16 protein-coding genes and 1 tRNA gene are annotated in these 16,529 nt (G+C 46.7%); 15 read left to right on the forward strand and 2 right to left on the reverse strand.

The window, feature by feature from the left end:
• Nucleotides 1–141 precede the first annotated feature (141 nt).
• On the reverse strand, nucleotides 142–1,113 hold the full coding sequence (locus C8U37_RS13150; protein ID WP_108033673.1) for an aromatic acid exporter family protein: 972 nt from the start codon (nucleotides 1,111–1,113) through the stop codon (nucleotides 142–144).
• A 233-nt stretch (nucleotides 1,114–1,346) separates the two neighbouring features.
• On the opposite strand from C8U37_RS13150, the gene C8U37_RS13155 reads away from it, so the two are divergent.
• The 8 genes from C8U37_RS13155 to C8U37_RS13190 all read left to right on the forward strand — a co-directional run bounded on the left by C8U37_RS13155 (nucleotide 1,347) and on the right by C8U37_RS13190 (nucleotide 8,415).
• Nucleotides 1,347–2,018, forward strand: a complete 672-nt coding sequence (locus tag C8U37_RS13155; RefSeq protein ID WP_108033701.1) for a deoxynucleoside kinase — start codon at nucleotides 1,347–1,349, stop codon at nucleotides 2,016–2,018.
• 259 nt (nucleotides 2,019–2,277) lie between these two features.
• Nucleotides 2,278–2,640, forward strand: a complete 363-nt coding sequence (locus C8U37_RS13160; RefSeq protein ID WP_108033674.1) for a hypothetical protein — start codon at nucleotides 2,278–2,280, stop codon at nucleotides 2,638–2,640.
• Between the two features lie 326 nt (nucleotides 2,641–2,966).
• A complete protein-coding gene (locus tag C8U37_RS13165) occupies nucleotides 2,967–3,563 on the forward strand; it encodes an Ada metal-binding domain-containing protein (RefSeq protein WP_170100302.1) in 597 nt (198 codons plus the stop codon).
• A gap of 132 nt (nucleotides 3,564–3,695) precedes the next feature.
• Nucleotides 3,696–4,172 (forward strand): CopY/TcrY family copper transport repressor, encoded by a 477-nt coding sequence (locus tag C8U37_RS13170; RefSeq protein WP_108033676.1) that lies wholly within the window; start codon nucleotides 3,696–3,698, stop codon nucleotides 4,170–4,172.
• Complete coding sequence (locus C8U37_RS13175) at nucleotides 4,162–6,627, forward strand: heavy metal translocating P-type ATPase (protein ID WP_108033677.1); 2,466 nt, start codon at nucleotides 4,162–4,164, stop codon at nucleotides 6,625–6,627. The genes C8U37_RS13170 and C8U37_RS13175 overlap by 11 nt, the downstream gene beginning before the upstream one ends.
• Before the next feature lie 30 nt (nucleotides 6,628–6,657).
• Nucleotides 6,658–6,870, forward strand: coding sequence for a heavy-metal-associated domain-containing protein (locus C8U37_RS13180; RefSeq protein WP_425445670.1), 213 nt, complete (start codon nucleotides 6,658–6,660; stop codon nucleotides 6,868–6,870).
• 143 nt (nucleotides 6,871–7,013) lie between these two features.
• Nucleotides 7,014–7,084, forward strand: a tRNA-Gly gene (locus tag C8U37_RS13185).
• Between the two features lie 503 nt (nucleotides 7,085–7,587).
• A complete protein-coding gene (locus C8U37_RS13190) occupies nucleotides 7,588–8,415 on the forward strand; it encodes a cell wall hydrolase (protein WP_108033679.1) in 828 nt (275 codons plus the stop codon).
• 334 nt (nucleotides 8,416–8,749) lie between these two features.
• Here the strand turns inward: C8U37_RS13190 and C8U37_RS13195 are convergent, their stop codons facing one another.
• Nucleotides 8,750–9,280: an HD domain-containing protein gene (locus C8U37_RS13195; RefSeq protein ID WP_170100306.1), complete on the reverse strand. Its 531-nt coding sequence runs from the start codon at nucleotides 9,278–9,280 to the stop codon at nucleotides 8,750–8,752.
• 238 nt (nucleotides 9,281–9,518) lie between these two features.
• On the opposite strand from C8U37_RS13195, the gene C8U37_RS13200 reads away from it, so the two are divergent.
• The 7 genes from C8U37_RS13200 (at nucleotide 9,519) to C8U37_RS13230 (ending at nucleotide 16,097) form a co-directional block, all read left to right on the forward strand.
• A complete protein-coding gene (locus C8U37_RS13200; protein ID WP_108033681.1) occupies nucleotides 9,519–10,349 on the forward strand; it encodes an aminotransferase class IV in 831 nt (276 codons plus the stop codon).
• A gap of 349 nt (nucleotides 10,350–10,698) precedes the next feature.
• On the forward strand, nucleotides 10,699–11,691 hold the full coding sequence (locus C8U37_RS13205; protein WP_108033682.1) for a biotin--[acetyl-CoA-carboxylase] ligase: 993 nt from the start codon (nucleotides 10,699–10,701) through the stop codon (nucleotides 11,689–11,691).
• 1 nt (nucleotide 11,692) lies between these two features.
• Nucleotides 11,693–12,220, forward strand: coding sequence for a biotin transporter BioY (locus C8U37_RS13210; protein ID WP_159072132.1), 528 nt, complete (start codon nucleotides 11,693–11,695; stop codon nucleotides 12,218–12,220).
• A 307-nt stretch (nucleotides 12,221–12,527) separates the two neighbouring features.
• Nucleotides 12,528–13,085: an NADPH-dependent FMN reductase gene (locus tag C8U37_RS13215; protein ID WP_245879847.1), complete on the forward strand. Its 558-nt coding sequence runs from the start codon at nucleotides 12,528–12,530 to the stop codon at nucleotides 13,083–13,085.
• 204 nt (nucleotides 13,086–13,289) lie between these two features.
• The gene (locus C8U37_RS13220; protein WP_211306261.1) at nucleotides 13,290–13,976 is read left to right on the forward strand and encodes a DUF554 domain-containing protein; all 687 of its coding nucleotides are present in this window, start codon (nucleotides 13,290–13,292) and stop codon (nucleotides 13,974–13,976) included.
• Between the two features lie 102 nt (nucleotides 13,977–14,078).
• Nucleotides 14,079–14,654, forward strand: coding sequence for an SOS response-associated peptidase (locus tag C8U37_RS13225; RefSeq protein WP_170100303.1), 576 nt, complete (start codon nucleotides 14,079–14,081; stop codon nucleotides 14,652–14,654).
• A 444-nt stretch (nucleotides 14,655–15,098) separates the two neighbouring features.
• Nucleotides 15,099–16,097: an ABC transporter substrate-binding protein gene (locus C8U37_RS13230; RefSeq protein ID WP_108033703.1), complete on the forward strand. Its 999-nt coding sequence runs from the start codon at nucleotides 15,099–15,101 to the stop codon at nucleotides 16,095–16,097.
• Nucleotides 16,098–16,529: the final 432 nt, after the last annotated feature.

The following is a 16,529-nucleotide window of genomic DNA, read 5'->3' on the forward strand; positions in this document are numbered from 1 at the left end:
AAAAGAAGAAATAGTACTCATTTTTGAATGCAAAAAAACCACAAGTATGCCTGCTACATTAGCATTCTTGTGGTTTTTACTGTCAAAGACGAGATAATAGCAATACGATTAGTAAGTGTCAAATGTTTTCTCAGGATAAATTCATTTTTTTGTGATGATTTCAGCGGCGTAGGCTTCGTAGAAGTCTTTTTTTGTTTGGATGAAGCGTTTGAAATCATTCAGCAACTGGAAGAGGATGGCGCGGTTTTCAAACTCCGCGCGGGTGGCGGGCAGCTCGCTTTCACGGAAGGACTGCTGTAAGGAATCAATGTCCGCCATCAGATAAATCCCGGTATTCTGTTCATGCAGTTGGGCGGCTGTCAGGAAGAACAAGCCGGCCAAAATTTTGTTCTCTCTTGTCGGCAAGGCACACAATCCGAGGTTGGCGGCCATATACTTCAGGATCGTGACCTGCTCGCTGCGCATATCGAAATAGCGGATATTGTATGTCGACTGATCCAGCAGCTGATTGTCGAATTCCGCATAGACGACCTGCCGGTATTTTTGCAATAAGTCATCCAGTTCGTCCAACAGGAGACTTTGGTTGCGGTCCTCCCCGTCACGAAGCGCGACGCTGAAACTCTGCAGCACGTCCTTCATCATCGCCTCTACCTGTTCGCGCAGGGCGATGATTTGGCTGGCTTTGGAAGGCATATAAAGATTGAACAAAATAGCCACTCCTGCGCCGATCATCATCAGTGCAAGTTCATTCAGAAGCCAAGGGAAACTGGTTGTCTCTTCCAACAACAGATGCGTCACAAGCACCGAACAGGGCGCGATGCCCGATTGAAGGTTGAAATGGTAGGCCAACGGAACGTAGAACAGCAGATAGACACCGAACACGGTGATATGGAATCCGAAAAGCCGAAAAAGGATCGTCGCGATCGTCAATGCCAACACGGTGGAGGCGACCCGCTGCAGTGCTGTCAGCACCGAGGATTTTTTTGTGTCCAGCACGCTGAGAATCGCGATAATCCCGGCCGCAACGGAATAATTCAACTGGAAAAATTGCGCGATCAAAATGGCTATGACGGTCGCAAAAGCGATTTTGATGGTGCGATGGCTCAGACTCATGGGCATCTCTCCTTTTTTTCTAGCATAGTGCATTTCTGTTCGTTTGACCAGTGTTTTCGGTAGGAGGATGAGAGCTTTACATCATTGATTTCTAATAATAAAACACTATATCTCGTTTCCCGGCCATGGTATGATACTGAATGTTGTTCCGCGAGGAAGCGGATCGGAAGTTGAAAAAATACAGAAATAATCAGATAACACCAAAGGAAGGGATATGATTGAGCGTGCTGGTAATGGCAGGAATGATAGGTGCAGGAAAGTCGACTTATACCGAAATGATTTCAAGAAGATTGGGGACGGAGGCCTTTTTCGAAAGCGTCGATTACAATCCGATCTTGGATAAATTTTATGACAACCCACAAAAATGGGCCTTCAGCCTTCAAATCTATTTTTTGAATACGCGTTTCCGCAGCATCAAGGCTGCCTTGACTGACGACAATAATGTCTTGGATCGTTCGATTTATGAGGACGCGCTGTTCACAAGGGTCAACCATCTGCAAGGCAATATCTCAAAAGATGAGATGGATATCTACAATGATCTGTTGGCCAACATGATGGAAGAGTTGGAAGGAATGCCCAGAAAAGCGCCGGATTTGTTGATCTATTTGGAAGGTTCCTTCGAGAAAATCCTGGAACACATCCGCAAACGTGGCCGTGAATTTGAGCAGATCGAGGACGATCCGGAGTTGTTGGCCTACTATGAATTGCTATACAATAATTATGAACAGTGGTTCCAGGAGTACGATCAAAGCGCCAAAATTAAAATCGATATCGATACTTTTGACATCATCAATAACCTCGGAGACGAAGAGAAGGTCATGGCCATCATAGAAGAAGCGCTACTGGAAGTCCGCGGCGAAGGCTTTGTTTATGCCGGTGCAGCTGAGGAATTGACTGGGAAATAAAGACAGTTTTAAGCACTTTCCGATTCGGGAGAGTGTTTTTTTCTTGGACCTAATAATCGAAATTTTCCCGCAAGTTGGATAAGTACTGGAAGAGAGGTCCAATCGGAGGGGAAATTGTTTTGGATAGCAGTCTGGTCCGCTATAATGAAAGCATGCAAAAAAGAGCGATTCTTTTTCAGAATGCTTTTTATCAACGAGCGGAGGTTTGATGGAATGGGAAAAATATTGATTATCGGCGGGACCGGGAACATATCCTTTCATGAATCCTGAGCCGCACACTTGGGACATGGTTTATCAGGAGTTGGCGTCATTGTTGGCTGTCGCTTACAATCCGGTCTACATCCCGACCGATTTGTTGATAGCCTCCAAGCAATATGATTTGATGCAGTCCATCCAAGGCGATAAACGGTGGTCGAACATCTTCGACCTCTCGAAATTGAAGCAGATCAATCCGAAATTCGCATGCAAAATCCCGCTGCGGAAAGGGCTGCAGCTCTTTTTGGAATACATGGACGCGCATCCGGAACTGAAAGTCGAAGAACCCGTCTTCAATCAGTGGTGCGATGATACGATTGCTTTGTATGAGTCGCTGAAAACATCCTTCCATAATGATATCCGTTAGAAAATGAGTGCGGCTTCTTCAGAGCTGCGTTTTTTTTGCTCTGCTCCGGCGAACGGAGGCTTCGCCGGAGTTCGCCTAACATTTAAATGGTGTTCTCCGATGAGCGGGGATTCATCGGAGTTGCGGCTGGAAGTTACCGGTGTTCTCCGGGGAGCGGCCGCTACATCGGAGCTGGCGCCTGTTTTCCGCCGCGCACCTCCGACAAACGGGCACCATTCAGCGCTACTCTGATTGTAATTTTTTTGCCGCAAACCTTCCCGCATCATCCGCTTCTGTACTATAATAGGATAGATGCAGGATTGAATGGACGTGGGGGATGGAAGCGGATGATGGCAAGTGATGCAAAGGGGCATTTGGTGACGGTGGAGCAATGGCAGGCGATCAATGAGCGGGACCAGTCCTTTGACGGGCTGTTTTTTTATGGCGACCGCCATGCGCATGTCTATTGCAAGCCTTCGTGCCCTTCACTTGTTCCGAAATTCAATCACGTCACTATTTTTTTCTCCCCGGAGGAAGCGGAGGCGCTCGGATACGGCCCTTGCCGCAGATGCCGCCCCAACGGAAAACCAGTTTCCGATCTGGAATGGGCCGGTCAGACGGAACGCTTCATCCGAATCCACTATCCGGAAACCTTGAATGTAAGCCGGATTGCGGAAGCCTGCCATGGAAGTTCATCGGAACTGCAGCAGGTTTTCATCCGAATCTATGGCGTTTCGATGATGGATTATGTGGATCGGGTAAGGAGGGATCGGGCCCGTTACTTGCTGGGCCATACACGATTTTTACTGAAGGAAGTGGCTGAGCAGATCGGTTTGGCCGATCCACTTGCATTTTCGCGTTTCTTCAAAGTGAAAGAAGGCGTGGATCCCGTCCGATACAGGCGGCAATTGCGCCGATCCAAACGGATTTTCGAATCATTCTGAGGATCCATACTGACTATCTGAATACAATCACGCACCCACGCAAGGTGCTTTTTTTTCGGATAAAAATAGTTGACACAAAACGATTACAAATGTAAACTATAATCAGAAGATAAACAGAAAGGATGAAAAAGAATGGCGGAACAAGCCCAAAAGAAAATAACCGACGCTGAATGGGAAGTGATGCGTGTTGTCTGGACAAATGGGGAAGCGACCAGCCGAGAAATCATTTCGGTTTTGCAGGAAAAAATGGATTGGAAACAAGCCACCGTCAAAACTTTGATTGGAAGACTCGTCGACAAAGGTTTGTTGGCGACGGAACCAATCGGAAATAAATTCATCTACAGCGCAAACGTATCCGAACAGGAAAGCGTCGGCGGTGCTACCGAAGATCTTTTGGCGCATGTCTGCACGAAAAAAGTCGGCAGCACGATAGCGGAACTGATCGAAAGAGCGACGCTGAGCCATGCTGATGTTGCGCTGCTGGAAAAGGTGATCACCGCAAAAAAACGGACGGCGGTTGATGAAGTGAAGTGCATGTGCACGCCAGGACAATGCAACTGCAAACAAACCGGTTGCGTACATAAGGAGGAATCGCCCGATGGAAAATAAAAGTTATGATATAGAAGGCATGAGTTGTGCATCGTGTTCACAAGCCGTGGAAAAAGCGGCTGCCAAAGTCGCAGGCGTCAAGGAAGCCACAGTCAATTTGGCGACCGAGAAATTGACCGTCGGCGTCGACGAAGGCACTTTTTCCGAAGATGCCCTGAAGGTTGCAGTCGATGCGGCTGGCTATGTTTTGGTGGCAAACAAGAAAGAAAAGACATTTTTAATCGAAGGCATGAGTTGTGCATCGTGCTCCCAAACCGTGGAAAAAGTGACCAAGACAGTGGCAGGCGTTGCGGATGCCTCCGTGAACTTGGCCACCGAAAAAATGGTCGTCTCCTACGATCCGACAGTGCTTCATCCAGGTGATATCGAAAAAATTGTGGCCGAAGCCGGCTACAAGGCGATCGAAGAGAACGCTACTATAGAAGAAAGTGACCAAAACCAAGCGAAGAAAGAAAAGCACATCAAAAGTATGTGGAGACGCTTCTGGCTCTCGGCGGTATTCACGATTCCGCTTCTGTATCTGGCGATGGGCCACATGTTGGGCTTGCCGCTGCCGATGAGCCTCCATCCGACTATGTATCCGGTCACGTTCGCACTCACGCAACTCGCGTTGACGATTCCCGTCATGATCTTGGGAATGAAATTTTTTACAGTAGGCTTCAAATCCTTGGTCAAAGGCCATCCAAATATGGATTCGCTTGTGGCTTTGGGAACCAGCACTGCCTTCCTGTACAGTTTATACGGTACGATTGAATCGATCGGAGGCAATCACAGCCTTGTCATGAACTTGTACTACGAATCCGCTGCGGTCATTTTGACTCTGATTACTTTGGGGAAATATTTCGAAGCCGTCTCAAAAGGCAAAACATCGGAAGCCATCAAAAAACTTATGGGGTTAGCGCCTAAGACAGCACGTATCATCCGTGACGGCAAGGAGCAGGAAATCAAACTGGAAGCTGTTATGGTTGGGGACATTTTGGTTGTCCGCCCCGGCGAAAAAATGGCTGTCGACGGGAAAGTGACGGAAGGCCTGACATCCGTGGATGAATCGATGCTGACAGGTGAGAGCATGCCAGTGGAGAAAAAAGCGGGTGATGCCATCATCGGCGGCAGCATCAACAAAAACGGATCCATCCAGTACCGCGCGGAAAAAGTCGGGAAAGACACTGCTTTGGCGCAAATCATCAAGTTGGTGGAAGATGCTCAAGGTTCAAAAGCGCCGATCGCAAAGCTCGCAGATACGATTTCGGGCTACTTCGTCCCGATCGTCATCGTGCTCGCTGTTCTGGCGGGGCTGGCCTGGTATTTCTTGGGTCAAGAGTCATGGATCTTCGCGCTGACCATCACGATATCTGTTTTAGTAATAGCTTGTCCTTGCGCTTTGGGCTTGGCGACACCGACCGCCATCATGGTGGGCACCGGCAAGGGAGCCGAGAACGGTGTGCTGATCAAAAGCGGGACGGCTCTGGAAGTGACGCATAAAATCCAGACAATCGTTTTCGACAAGACGGGGACGATTACGGAAGGGAAACCGAAAGTGACGGATGTGCTCGTCCGTGAAGGGCTCGATCCGGATGAACTGTTGCTGCTGGCGGCATCGGCCGAAAAAGGGTCGGAGCATCCGCTTGGAGAAGCCATCGTTCGCGATGCTGAGGAAAAAGGGCTGTCTTTATTGAAACCAACCGCTTTCAATGCGCTGCCCGGTTTCGGTATTGCCGTCACAATCGACGGAAAAGAGCTTTTGTTGGGAAATGAAAAGTTGATGCTGAACCATGCAATCGGGCTCGGTTCATTTGCAGAAACCTCTCACACGCTGGCAGAACAAGGCAAAACGCCGATGTACATCGCAATGGATGGGGAATTGGCAGGCATCATCGCCGTTGCTGATACGGTTAAAGCAAGCAGTGCGGCCGCAATCAAAAAACTCCGGGAGATGGGCATCGAGATCGCAATGATCACCGGTGACAATAAACGTACGGCGCAAGCCATCGCCAATCAGGTGGGCATCGACCGTGTCTTGAGTGAGGTATTGCCTGAAGACAAAGCGGAAGAAGTCAAGAAGTTGCAACAAGGCGGACGCAAAGTCGCAATGGTTGGAGACGGCGTCAATGATGCTCCAGCCTTGGCCCAAGCCGACATCGGCATCGCCATCGGATCGGGGACAGACGTCGCAATCGAATCGGCGGATATCGTCCTGATGAAGAGCGACCTGATGGCAGTAGCAACAGCCGTCGAACTCAGCAAAGCGACCATCAAAAATATCAAGGAGAATCTGTTCTGGGCATTCGCCTATAATGTCCTTGGCATTCCTGTCGCGATGGGAATCCTGCACGTCTTCGGGGGACCCTTGTTGAATCCGATGATCGCCGGAGCAGCGATGAGTTTCAGCTCGGTGTCGGTTGTGTTGAATGCATTACGTCTGAAAGGATTCAAACCCTCCGTCTCAAAACGGTAAGGGAATATCATATATAGAAAAGAGGAAAAGATGATGGAAAAAGAATTGATGCTTGAAGGAATGAAATGCGATGGTTGTGTAGCGACTGTCAAAGAAAAATTCTCTGCGATTGCAGGTGTGGAAGAGGTAACCGTTGACTTGGAAGGAAAGAAAGCGACAGTCAAGATGAACCAAGACATTTCCGAAGCGACTTTCAATGAAGCGCTGGCCGACACGAAGTTCAAAGTAACCGGCAGCAAATAAGCAAAAACAGTGCACGGGCTCCCTCATGATTGCTGAGGGAGTTTTTTTTCGCACAAATTTGTACATTTTTTCTGTTTGGCTATTGTAGTGAACACAATTTAGGAGTAGAATGGAACATGCAGTCCGGTCGAACAGACCAGCATGCGGGCGTAGTTTAGTGGTAAAATGCGACCTTCCCAAGGTCATGTCGCGGGTCCGATTCCCGTCGCCCGCTTACGGAATTGAATGCATCTTAACCTTACCGATAAATTCGGTAAGGTTTTTTTATTTATGTTTACAATAAGCAAATGTTTTGTAATAATTTTTAGGCATTAAAAGCGGATTAGGTTCGATCTGCTTGAGAAATGACATGTATTGAAACATATGTTACAGCTGTAACAATTGATAAATCAGTAGTTTGGATATTTTTTGACATGGAGTTTGTGAAAAAAGACAGCTATTGTGCCAATTGTTACAAATTGATTTTCTATATTACGACAGCGTAATATTTGACTTATGTTTGTAAGATAAACAGTTATTTGAGACAGTCACGTTAAGATGGAATAACAAAGAATGTATTTTTAACTTTGGTGGTTTGATTCATGATAGGATTGTCTCTGTTGAAAGAACTCCGATCGAGACCTGGATAAATACTTCATTTATCAAATAAAAAAGGTCATGAAGAGTATAAATTGCAATACGAAAACATTGCGAAGAGAAGAAAGGGACAAAACACACATGAAAAACTTCAAATCTAGATTATTCGTAACGAGCGCAACTTTAGCAGCCATCGGTTTTATGGCAACAGCGAATCCTACACAAGCAAACGCAACAGAATATAATTCATCCACTTGGACAGCACGTACAGCAGATCAAATCAAAGCAGATATCCAAAACTTGGAGAGCGGCAGCAAATACACTTTCCAATGGGGCGATACTTTATCAGCAATCGCATTGGCGACTGAGGTATCAGTGAATGCCTTAGTAGACGTCAACAGCATCGGGAATGCAGACATGATCATTGCCGGCAATGCAATCGTATTGTCAGCAGACCATAACATCGTGACTGTTGAACAAGACTCTGAAGTGAAGAGCTACGATGTCAGCTCTGAAGAAGCGGTTGAAGTTGAAACACCAGTTGAAGCAGTTGAAGAAGTGCAAGCAGCTGCACCAGTTGCACCAATTGCAGAACCAGTAGCAGCACTAGCTGCAGAAACATATGTTGAGCCAGCTCCAGTAGCTCAAGCAGCAGCAACGACTTACCAAGCAAGCTACTTCCTGTATCAAGTAGTCCAAGCTGAAGCAGGCCCAAGCTACCAAGAAAAAATGAATGTTGCTTCTGTCATCATGAACCGTGTTGACTCAGGAATTTGGGGCGGAACGACCATTGACGCTGTATTGTATGCTTCTGGTCAGTTCTCAGTAGTTTCGAACGGATCTGCTGCAGCACAAACTCCATCTGCAGAAACGATCCAAGCTGTTAATGAAGTATTGAACGGAAACCGCACAACATCTGCACAAAGCTTCCGTGCTTCAGGCGATGGCGTAACGAACGTATTCTTCTAATCAATATAATATAGTACAAAAAAGCTGAACCCATTGCGGTTCAGCTTTTTTTGCCGATTCTGGAAGTGGGCAACTCCGAGCAGACGTTGCTTCGTGGTTGTCCGATAATCCGAAAGAATCGGACAACGAGATCATGCATGCGTCCGAGCTTGTCCGATAACCGGAAAGAATCGGACAAGCCGATCATGCATACGTCCGATGTTGTCCGATAATCCGAAAGAATCGGACAACGAGAGCAGGCATACCTCCTTTGACATTCTCCTACGAATCGAAAAACGGTATAAGAAAGAAGGGGCTACCTCGGTGGTGTGGGAGGCAGCCCCTTCAGTATGAGTTAAATGTTGATGTTCAGGTTTACCGGACTCAATTTGGAAACCAGATTGCGAAGACGGGATCCTGCGATTTCTTTGATCGGTTCGACGACCTCTCTGATCGCGACATATTTGTCCACGTAGGTTACGACAAAACTTTCTTTGTAACGCGGCAGGCCGCAACGGCTCACCAGGAACATATGCTTGAGGATGATGTCGCGCTCCAATGAGCTGATTTCAGTGATTCGGCAAGCATTTTCGCAAGCGATTTTCGGATGGGCATCTGCATGGGCACCGATATTCAACTGGGCCACAGCAACGCGGTCTTCATGGAAGAAGTCGTGCAACAGGCCGGCACGCGCAGTGGATCGGGCATCCAATTTCCATTTTTTTGCAAGTTGGTAACTCTTATAGGATACGCGGATCGAATGCTCCAAACGATTGGTGAAGTGGTGATGGGTAATGGTCTCCATGTGCAATAATTCTTCGTGATAGATGAGATCTTCGACCAAAGCGACATATTCAACATCATTTTTCCAATGGGATTGTGGCATCTGCATGCTTATTCTATCATCCTTTATGTAAGTAGATTTGGTTGTAATTTTCATGATGCCCATACTATACACCCACAGCAGAAAAAAAGGAAGGGACCCGTTGTGTTTTTCTTCACTTTTACTAATTTTTAAATTGTTTGTCATTTGGCTGTCACATCCGCTCTTTTTCGAATTGGCGTGTACTTTTCGGTATTCCGGAGTAGAATAGGGAATATGATAACGGGAAGGGGCGTCGAATATGGAAAAAGTGGAAGGACCATATTACTTATTGAACGATGATCTTGTCAAGAATGCTGATGGCGGGAGCTATCCGGAATTTGAAGGTCGGACGGTATATGAAGTCATCCGTGTCGAGGATGGGATTGCGATATTTTTGGAGGATCATTTGGATCGTTTTTTCCGGTCCGCTGCTTATCTGGATCTGCCGCTGCCAGCTACGGCAGAATCCATCGAGGACCGTGTCTATCGACTGATAGCCGCCAATCAGGTGGGGGATCAGAACCTTAAGTTCATCCTTGGGAAAACGTCAAAAAGCGAAAGCGTTTTGTGGATCTTTTTCACCCAGAGCATCTACCCGCCAAAAAGTTATTATGAAGAGGGCATCGCGACGAGCCTGTTCCGTATCGAACGGCTGGATCCGAACATCAAGCTTGTCCGGTCGGATTATCAGAAAGCCGTGCTGCAGGAACGGGCGGATAAAGACGTTTATGAGCTGCTGCTTGTGGATGGAAATGAGGAAATAACGGAAGGCAGCCGCACGAATGTCTTTTTTGTTAAAGGGGAAGAATTGTACACGCCCCCTGCAAAAGCGGTACTTCTGGGAATTGTCCGCAAGAAAGTGTTCGAAATATGTGAAAAAAGGCAGATTCCGATCAACGAGACGGCCATCCCTGTCGAGTGGGTCAAGGATGCTGGAGGAGCCTTCGTTTCCGGAACCGGCAATAACGTGCTGCCGATATCGAAAATTGGAACGGTTGCTATTCCAACGATGAACAATCCGACAGTGCAGACGATCATGGCGGATTATGCGGAAATGGTCAGCGTGTATAAGGAAGCAAAGAAACAGTAAAAAAACATTGTTACCCTTTATAATTAATAGGTTGACAAAGAGCCTGCCAGCGGTTAAACTGAATACAGCATTGAGACCATCACTTCGGTTCAAGTGGTGGTTTTTTTATATTCTAGAAAAGTATAAGATTATTTTCTAATCAAAAGTGCATCACCATAGGTGTTTTACAGGATAGCAAAATATTCTATGCATCTCAACATGGTGGCTAGCTTCACGGGTTAGCCCTTCGGAAATTAGATAAATCTGACCCATTGCGCTCTACGATGCTCATTCAGGGCCAGATTTCCTAAATTTCTTTCAGGGCTGAGCGAACCCGTTCAGCTTTTCTTAAAGAGAATGGAGGGAAAGGATGTCAACAAAGGAGAAAGTCCTGCAGTTTCTGGAGCAGCATAAAGGCGAAAGTATTTCCGGCCAAGATTTGGCTGATCAATTGGAAGTATCCAGAACATCCGTATGGAAAGCAATCAATGGCCTGAAAAAAGAAGGCTATCAGATAGAAGCAACGACGAATAAAGGGTATCAACTGTCAGTCGAAACCGATTTGTTGTCGGAGGCCGCCATCGTGCCTCTGCTATCGGAAGCGCTGAAAGGTCACCGGATCATTGCGCATAAAACGATCGATTCGACCAACTTGGAGGCCAAACGGATTGTCAACGAAGAAGCGACCTTCGAAGGCGTGATCTTATCGGAAGAACAGACAAAGGGCAGAGGGCGCTTGGGTAGAGTTTTCTACTCACCGAGCGAATCGGGCCTGTACATGAGTTTGGTTTTGAAGCCGGTTGCTGATCTGGATAACGCCACTTTGATCACGACCGCCGCCGCTGTGGCCGTCTGTCAGGCGATCGAAACATTGACAGGAAAAGAACCCCAAATCAAATGGGTGAATGATATCTTTCTGGATGGCAGGAAAGTCTGCGGCATCCTGACGGAAGGCATCATGGATATGGAATCGCGGACGATCGGAACGATCATTTTAGGGATCGGCCTGAATTTCCGGGCGCCTAAAACGGATTTTCCTGATGAAATCCAATCGATTGCCGGCACGTTGTTCGATTCAAAAAATGCCGTGGTGACACGGAACCAAATGGCTGCCGAAATACTCAATCGTTTTTATGACCTTTACCCTGATTTGACATCCCGTTCCTACCTGGATGAATACCGCAAACGCTGTTTCGTCTTGGGTGAACAGGTCACTTTCCCGCAAGGAAACGAAACGATCGAAGCCAAAGCGGTTGCGATCGACGACGATGGCGGACTAGTTGTAGCATTGCCCGATGGGGAAACGAAAACCCTGACCTATGGCGAAATCAGCATCAAAATCAAAAAGAGAGAAGGAAAATAACATGAAATTATCAACAAGAGATTTGACCCAAATCAGCATATTTGCGGCTTTGACATTCGTCAGCGGCTTCCTAAGCATCCCCGTCGGACCCGTTCCGATCACTTTGCAGACACTTTTGGTTTTGCTGACCGGCTTCTTCTTGCGTCCGAAAGCTGCCTTTTTTGCGCAACTGCTGCCTTTATTGCTGAAATTATTGCTTGGAGGATTCCAAGCCTTTTTGACTCCTAGCTTCGGGTTTGTGTTTGGATTTATTGCAGCGGCTACTTTGATTTCCTACCTCGTGCATAATAAAGAAGGCAGCTTCTTGAATTATGGGATCGCAGCTGTTGCCGGTACGATCGTCATGTACGCAATCGGTTTGCCTTATATGGCGATGATCCTGAATGTTGTCATGGGCAATCAATTCGACTTGGCCGCAATTTTCCAGATGGGCATGTTGTTATTCATTCCGGGGGACATCGCCAAAGCTGTTTTGGCCATCATCCTGGCTGATCGTTTAAAAGGTCGTGTGCGCGTATTCCAGCATTGATTCAGATTTTTGAAAAAAAATAAATGATTCAAAAGCATCCAAAACCGCTGTCTGCTGGGGTTGGATGCTTTTTCTTGAAAAAATATCTCGAATTCGTGAATATATAACTTGAAATACATTCCGGGATGTGGCATAATGATATCAAGCTTACGAAATGTAAGAGAGGTGGAGGTGAGTCCTTCATTGAAAATCAAGTGCATGGAGGAAAAAAATGGAAAACACATCTATAATATCTCGTATTAGTAATGCTTTGTTTGGGAATAAAAATACAACTACAATAACAATAGACGAAAAGGGGAAAACAACTATGAAAATCGGAATTATCTCAGGAAGCGTACGCGAAGGAAGAAACTCAGCAGCAGTATCAGAATGGATCCATGAATTTGCCGAAAAACGCAATGACGGCGGCATCGAATACGAAATCGTAGCTTTGGCAAATTATGACTTGCCTTTGTTGGGCGCTAAATTGCCGGAAGAACGTCAAGCAGCAGCTGGTGCAGCGATCCAAGCTTGGTCAGAAAAAATGGCTTCATTCGACGGATACGTGTTTGTGACACCTGAATACAACCATGCAGTCGGTGGCGCTTTGAAGAATGCGTTGGATTTCCTGAAGCCTGAAGTAGCCGATAAAGCAGCCGGATTTGTAGGATACGGAAGCTTGGGCGGGGCCCGCGCGCACGAAAACATGCGCGTCATCCTTGGTGAATTGAGTGTAGCGACTGTGCACACAACAGTAAACTTCTCATTGATGACTGATTTTGAGAACATGAGCAATTTTGTGCCGAACGATTATCATGCAGGCAATGCGACAGCGATGTTCAACGAATTGATCAAATGGTCTGGAGCATTGAAAACGATCCGTTAATAGCTAGAATAAGAATTGGAGAGATTCGAGGAGACCGCCGTGCGAGTTGGGCGGTCTTTTTGCGTTTTTTGAGAAATGCTTCCTTCACCTTTCGTCCATTGATTTTCTGAAAGCGAGCGTCTATACTGAAGCGTACTGAGCTTGCAAGCAAGCGTTCGAATCAAGTATTCAGCTTATAGGTAAAAAACAGTCGGAGGGGATAAAGTGGTTTTGTTGGGAAGTTTGGTCAATAGTGCTGCCATAATATTGGGTGGCGGCATCGGGTTGACTTTGAAGAAAGGCTTGTCCGATAGAGTAGCGATTGCGGTGATGAATGCTTTAGCGCTCTGCGTCCTTTACATTGGCGTGAGCGGCATGTTGAAGGGAGAGAATATTTTGATCACCATTTTGTCGATGGTTTTTGGGACTTTGGTCGGAGAATGGGTCGATCTGGATAAAAAAATCAATCAGTTGGGGGATACGATCGAAAAGAGAGTTTCTTCAGCTGATGATGAAGTTTCCGTTTCGAAAGGATTCGTGACAGCAAGTCTGCTGTTCTGTGTCGGTGCGATGGCAATCGTCGGTGCGTTGCAAAGCGGTTTGACCGGAAACCATGATACGTTGTTCGCCAAGTCCTTGATCGATGGCATTGCCGCGATCGTGATGGCATCCAGTCTGGGATTCGGGGTGTTGCTTTCAGCCGGCTTGATCCTCATTTATGAAGGCGGGATTACTCTTTTTGCCAATGTCCTGGCGCCGCTTTTGACCGATTCTGTTATCAACGAGATGACTTGCGTCGGCTCTCTGTTGATTGTCGGGCTAGCTTTGAACATGCTGAAATTGACGGATCTCAAGATCATGAATTATGCGCCTGCCGTATTTTTCCCGATTCTCCTCGGATTATTTATGTGATTGATGAGAAAAGACGTTCCCCAGCGAACGTCTTTTTTTGTACAACGCTTCGGACTCCTCTATAATCAAAGTCAAAGAGGCACGACAGAAGGAGGAAGAACAATGTGCGGACGGTATGCGCTGGAAGCGACAAAAAGACAGTTATGGGAAAGATACCTTTTGGGTGAAATGGGCGAGGACGTCGAAGAGCGTGCGGAAATATTTCCGACCAACAACACACCGCTTATCTTGCCTGGAAACGAGTTGGTTCATCATCGATGGGGATTCATGGAGGCTTTCGCTAAGCGCCCTTTGATCAATGCCCGAGCAGAGACGGTCCTCGAGAAGCCGACATTCAGCCAATCATTTCGCACCGCACGTTGCCTGGTGCCGGCGACTGCATTCTTTGAATGGGAGAAAGTCGGCGAAGAAAAGTTGAAACGAAAAATTGCCGTATCGGATATCCCGATTTTTTCGATGGCAGGTATCCTGAAGACGTATCAGGATGAAAACGGGAAACCTTTTACAGCTTTTTCAATCATCACTACTGCCGCCAATGAACAGATGCATGCCATCCATGATCGCATGCCGGTGATACTGGACCCTGAAGATGAAGCCTTTTATCTGGATCAGAAAGCTGACCCGAATTTGGTCTGGAAGTTGTTGAAACCTACAGAACATCGGTTGCTGATTCAATGAGCAATCGACATTCCTAAAAATGAGAAAATACTCATCATAATTTAATTTTATCGTTGACATACTTATTTAATTCTTATAAACTAAAAGCAACAAATAAATGACGTGCGAGGAGAACTTATGCAAACGCAATCAACAGACCACAATCATATCCTTAGCTTTGACTTTAGCTACTTTAGATGCTGTTTGTAGACATGTCTGCCATGGATGCAAACAATGAACAAAAATTTGTTTGTATCTATGAAGGCTGAAGCATTTTTGCGTGATGTGACGGGCCCCATAGATGAAAAAATCTATTTGGGCTGTTGAGTTTCCATAAACTTACCTTAGTAAAAGCCCATTTAGATAATCGTATCTAAATGGGCTTTTGCGTACTTGGAACAAACGATTGATTGCCTAAGCAGTTCTCGCACAAATTAAAAAATAGGGGGAAATGAAATGATTGGAATGGATTGGAAAAAGAAAGTAGCGACAACATTGGCACTGACTTCTGCCTTATTGCTTGGTGCATGCGCCGGCGGTACGGAAGAAGCGACGGATTCTTCCGCAACAAGTTCAACAGCCTCAGCGGATGCTGTGCATATCGGAATCCTGCAGATACTTGAGCATGAATCCTTATCGGCAGCACGCACAGGTTTCTTGGAAGTTTTGGAGGAAGCCGGTTATGTTGAAGGCGACAATTTGATCGTGGATTATCAAAATGCACAGGGTGACCAAGCCAACCTGCAGAGTATGGCTGAGCGTTTAGCCGGCAACAATGACCTCATTTTATCGATCTCGACACCAGCTTCGCAAGCAGTAGCGAACGCTGAAAAAGAAAATCCGGTCTTGTTCACTGCGGTAACTGATCCGATCGACGCCGGACTTGTGGCAAGTGCAGAAGAGCCGGGTGCAAACATCACCGGAACAAGCGATCAGAGCCCGATGGATAAGCAAATCGAATTGTTGTTGTCAATCGTACCTGGTGCGGAAACAGTTGGTATCATCTTTAACTCCAGCGAGATGAATTCCATTGTGCAGAGTGATCAAGCACAGGCATTGTTGGAAGCAGCCGGCGTGAACGTAGAAATCATGACCGTAACTTCCACAAATGACGTACAGCAAGTGATGGAGTCATTGGTACAAAAAGTCGATGCAATCTACATCCCTACTGACAACACATTATCCAGCACGATGGCTACTGTCGGCCAAATCGCTATGGAAGCCAAAATCCCTGTCATCCCTGGCGCAACTGAAATGGTCGAAGCTGGCGGATTGGCGACTTACGGAATCGACTTCAAGGAATTAGGCCGTCAAACTGGCGAGATGGCTCTACAGATTCTGGAAGAAGGCAAGCTTCCTTCCGAATTGCCTGTCCAATTCCCTGAGACGCTGCAATTGGTCATAAACGAAGAGATGGCGGAAGCACTGGGCATCGATCCTGCCAGCATCAAATTGCCGGAATAACCTATGCATTTAAGAACGAGACTGTCCTATAGCGGGATGGTCTCGTTTTTTTGTGCCGTCGAGTATTTCTGGATTGGAAGCTCAATTATAACAGCCGGAACTCCGGTGAACGGAGGCTTCGCCGGAGTTCGGCCTGCATTTTCCCTGCTCTTCTCCGATGAGAGCGGCTTCGCCGGAGAAGAAGGCGAAAGTTACCGGTGAGCTCCGGTGAGAAGGGGCTTCACCGGAGCTGCGGGCCGAATCCGCCGCGCTCCCCGGTTCCGTTACGTATCACGTCACACGATTTTGTAAGGAAATAGCAAAAGGGGTTGACAAAAGAAGCCACTTTGCATAAAATGAGAATACGATAATAAAACTTAATTAAAAATTAGAAGGCTACAAAAAAAGAGGAGGGGATCGTCATGGAAGATGCAAACGTATCAGCTAACGTAA

Origin of the sequence: Trichococcus patagoniensis (assembly GCF_003051085.1) — a bacterium.
Classification (GTDB): domain Bacteria; phylum Bacillota; class Bacilli; order Lactobacillales; family Aerococcaceae; genus Trichococcus; species Trichococcus patagoniensis.

Coding starts and splice junctions, on each gene's coding strand:
- C8U37_RS13165 (WP_170100302.1), top strand. CDS start 2,967: ATGATGGCAAGTGATGCAAAGGGGCATTTGGTGACGGTGGAGCAATGG.
- C8U37_RS13210 (WP_159072132.1), top strand. CDS start 11,693: ATGAAATTATCAACAAGAGATTTGACCCAAATCAGCATATTTGCGGCT.
- C8U37_RS13150 (WP_108033673.1), bottom strand. CDS start 1,113: ATGAGTCTGAGCCATCGCACCATCAAAATCGCTTTTGCGACCGTCATA.
- C8U37_RS13190 (WP_108033679.1), top strand. CDS start 7,588: ATGAAAAACTTCAAATCTAGATTATTCGTAACGAGCGCAACTTTAGCA.
- C8U37_RS13170 (WP_108033676.1), top strand. CDS start 3,696: ATGGCGGAACAAGCCCAAAAGAAAATAACCGACGCTGAATGGGAAGTG.
- C8U37_RS13180 (WP_425445670.1), top strand. CDS start 6,658: ATGATGGAAAAAGAATTGATGCTTGAAGGAATGAAATGCGATGGTTGT.
- C8U37_RS13155 (WP_108033701.1), top strand. CDS start 1,347: ATGGCAGGAATGATAGGTGCAGGAAAGTCGACTTATACCGAAATGATT.
- C8U37_RS13230 (WP_108033703.1), top strand. CDS start 15,099: ATGGATTGGAAAAAGAAAGTAGCGACAACATTGGCACTGACTTCTGCC.
- C8U37_RS13160 (WP_108033674.1), top strand. CDS start 2,278: ATGAATCCTGAGCCGCACACTTGGGACATGGTTTATCAGGAGTTGGCG.
- C8U37_RS13215 (WP_245879847.1), top strand. CDS start 12,528: ATGAAAATCGGAATTATCTCAGGAAGCGTACGCGAAGGAAGAAACTCA.
- C8U37_RS13225 (WP_170100303.1), top strand. CDS start 14,079: ATGTGCGGACGGTATGCGCTGGAAGCGACAAAAAGACAGTTATGGGAA.
- C8U37_RS13205 (WP_108033682.1), top strand. CDS start 10,699: ATGTCAACAAAGGAGAAAGTCCTGCAGTTTCTGGAGCAGCATAAAGGC.
- C8U37_RS13200 (WP_108033681.1), top strand. CDS start 9,519: ATGGAAAAAGTGGAAGGACCATATTACTTATTGAACGATGATCTTGTC.
- C8U37_RS13175 (WP_108033677.1), top strand. CDS start 4,162: ATGGAAAATAAAAGTTATGATATAGAAGGCATGAGTTGTGCATCGTGT.
- C8U37_RS13195 (WP_170100306.1), bottom strand. CDS start 9,280: ATGCCACAATCCCATTGGAAAAATGATGTTGAATATGTCGCTTTGGTC.